Origin of the sequence: Micromonospora sp. NPDC047707, from assembly GCF_040704235.1 — a bacterium.
Classification (GTDB): domain Bacteria; phylum Actinomycetota; class Actinomycetes; order Mycobacteriales; family Micromonosporaceae; genus Micromonospora.
The window spans coordinates 1-2518 of the sequence record NZ_JBEYSU010000119.1 but is presented as its reverse complement, the minus strand read 5'-3'; the positions used below and the strand labels follow the sequence as shown (position 1 = coordinate 2518).

Here is a 2518-nt window from a genome sequence, read left to right as displayed (position 1 = left end):
CAGGCGTGTTGAAGCGGTACAGGTTATAGGTGCGCATGATTGAGATGACCTTGTTCGCATACTCGGGATCGGTTGCATAACCGGCCGCATGTACCTCCCTGATGAACTGGTCAGGGTCGTGGGTAAAGTTGAACGCCTTGGCGTATCGTGGAGAGTTATGGAGAAACCGGCCGTAGTCACGGAAAGAGTCTTCCATCGTAGCGTAAACTCGGAACACTCCAGCCTCTGGCCCGCATCCACGCGGTCCGCATTCAGTTGTTGTCATGGTCCGGCACCCGATCGCGATCGACCCAGGGTCATTGTTGACACACTTGATCCCGAAATAGTTGTTCAATGCCGCATATCTACCCCAGCCCGTTTCCAGCGCTGATTGGCCGATCGCCACAGACGCCGGTATTCCGACTTCGGCCATTGCATGTTGAGCAGGCGCCACTGCTCGCTGGATGTACTCTTCCTGAACTGTCTGGGCATACGCCGCACCCCTCGGCACGACCACTGCAAGTGTCACCCCCGCCAACGACAGGGCAATCCGTCGCCAGCGCCTCCCAATACCGTTCATGACTACTGATGTCTCCCATCGCTAGTAGATTCGTGTTGATTGATAGTCCACCTCGGTCGCCCTGTTCGCCTCCCTCCAGTCCGGGATCAATTGGTCCGAAAGCGATTCCGGTCATCGTTTGTCGCCAAATGATCAGCCAAGTGCGGCCCATGATTAGTAGGGCTACGATCATATGCCGCATTTCGAGGAAGGTCTGCATGGAACACCCGCGCGGAGTGCACATCCTGGATGAATGCCAGACCGATGCAATGACAAATCTTTGGCGTCACGTCTACGTCGCCAAAGGACCGCCATGGCCATCGAAGAGCCGGATCGCTACAAGAACATTAACTGCGCGCAACTGCGCCATCGGCCCGCCAATACAGAGTGGCATCGATCCCGCCCCCAACTGTCATCGCACGCTTAGCCCGAACTGGACGGCCGTGCGCCGTCGCCACGAGCGAACCAGACGGCTGCGCATTACACCTTCTGCGTCTCCGCCCGCAATCCCATGACCTCCCGGCGGCCAGAACGGCGAACCGCAGCCACAGCCGACGCCCCCGAGAGATCATCAACCGATGCCCTCGGGGGCGTGGCCCACCACATTGGCATTGGCGGAAACGACCCCACAACAGGTCTCAGCCATGACACACGCGGCAAGCAACCGCCATCCGACCTCGCCCCACACGGAAGTCACAGTCCCTCCCCGATTACGCCGATGGCATCGTCCTAGTCCGCGCTGTCACTGCAACGACCAACGGCTGTCACTGCGATGAGCGGGACTGTCCGAGTAAGGGTGTGACCTGGTCTAACTTGACACGCAGAGCCCGTGTCGCTTGGGGGTGTATCGGTGGTCACTCGCACCGTCGCGAGGCTGGACCTGTGCAGAGGCGTCCACCTTCGAGGTCCAGATGCAGACTCGTCCGACCGGGACTGAGGGCGGGCTTGGCATCTGTCAGCGTGAGGAGCGCCCAAAGCGCCGAGATGAGGTTTCGACGAGGCTGGCCAGCGCGCGAGGGGTCAACGCCGACACCTGCCTCCGCAAAGCCGTCCGAGCGCGTGGACCGTCCCCAACGAGCAGGCCGCCCTCAGGGTGTCAACCTGGCCCCGATGCGCCTCGAGCATCGTCGATATGACATCGATCCGTCGTCGTAGTGACAGCAATGATTGGCACGATGTCTTCCACTAGCCAGCGAGGCCCCGTAACCGCGCGCTGTACTGATAGATAACACGGCAGCCGCTGGACTGCGGAACGTCGCCACTCGCGCAACTTGCAGGAGGAACTTCATGTCCGCAACCAGATCTCCCCGCCTGTCGCGGCGAATGATTCTTGGCGTGTCGGCTCTCATGGTCGCGTCGTCCGCGCTGATTGCTCGCCCGGCGCAGGCCAGACACCGCAGCATCGAATGCCTCGCCGACCTTGAGCAGCGGTCCTGATGGCTACCATACCCTGGCTCGCTGACGTTCTTCGTGCAGCTGGCGTAAACGTTGTCGAACACGGGGATTGGCGGAACCGAATGGTTTCCGGTTCATTCGATCCAATCGGTGTCCTTTGGCATCACACGGCGGCTCTATCCAGCGCCAGCAACCCGCATCCCGCACTAAACACCTGCATCTACGGGCGCTCCGACCTACAAGGGCCACTCTGCCACGCGCTGGTCGACTACCATGGCGTTTTCCATGTCATATCTGCTGGCCGCGCTAATCACGCAGGTGCGAGCCGTGGCAGCGGACCCATTCCCGCCGGCGATGGCAACACCATGCTGGTTGGCTGGGAAATCGACTACGACGGGGTTAACCAGCGGATGACCCCCGAGCAGTACAATGCGTCGCTGACGGCGACGGCAGCTGTGCTGCGCCAACTCGGCCAGGACGCCAGTCATGCGCGCGGGCACCGCGAGACTAGCACCACGGGCAAGATTGACCCATCGTTCGTCGATCTCGACCTCATGCGTGGCGACGTCGCCCGACTCTTGGGCC

At 61.1% G+C, this 2518-nt stretch carries 2 protein-coding genes; one reads left to right on the top strand and one right to left on the bottom strand.

Features of this window, described 5'->3' with window-relative positions; all coding sequences use genetic code 11:
- Positions 1–508, bottom strand: a 508-nt coding sequence (locus tag AB0873_RS32225) for a glucosaminidase domain-containing protein (RefSeq protein WP_366604545.1), incomplete at its 3' end; no start/stop codon positions are given.
- Between the two features lie 1466 nt (positions 509–1974).
- Here AB0873_RS32225 and AB0873_RS32220 point away from each other — a divergent pair.
- Positions 1975–2518 (top strand): N-acetylmuramoyl-L-alanine amidase (locus AB0873_RS32220; RefSeq protein WP_366604544.1); only part of this gene is annotated, 544 nt, incomplete at its 3' end.